At 54.1% G+C, this 255-nt stretch carries 1 rRNA gene; it reads right to left on the reverse strand.

From position 1 onward, the window contains the following. A 23S ribosomal RNA gene (locus C5745_RS19975) occupies positions 1-255 on the reverse strand; the annotation flags it as partial.

The following is a 255-nucleotide window of genomic DNA, read 5'->3' on the forward strand; positions in this document are numbered from 1 at the left end:
CTCTCCTCGACCACCTGTGTCGGTTTGCGGTACGGGCCTTATATACCTGAAGCTTAGCGGGTTTTCTCGGTAGTACGATTACCTGCACTATCTGCGCCGCCGAAGCTTTGCAGTACTGTCGGGTCTCGGCAGGATGTGCGGATTTGCCTGCACTTCCTATACCTACCCCCTTCAACGCACTATTCCGTCAGTGCGCGGCAGTATCACCTCTACGTCACCGCATCGCAGTATAAAAGGGTACCGGAATATTAACCG

The organism is Sphingobacterium haloxyli (genome assembly GCF_002980525.1).
Classification (GTDB): domain Bacteria; phylum Bacteroidota; class Bacteroidia; order Sphingobacteriales; family Sphingobacteriaceae; genus Sphingobacterium; species Sphingobacterium haloxyli.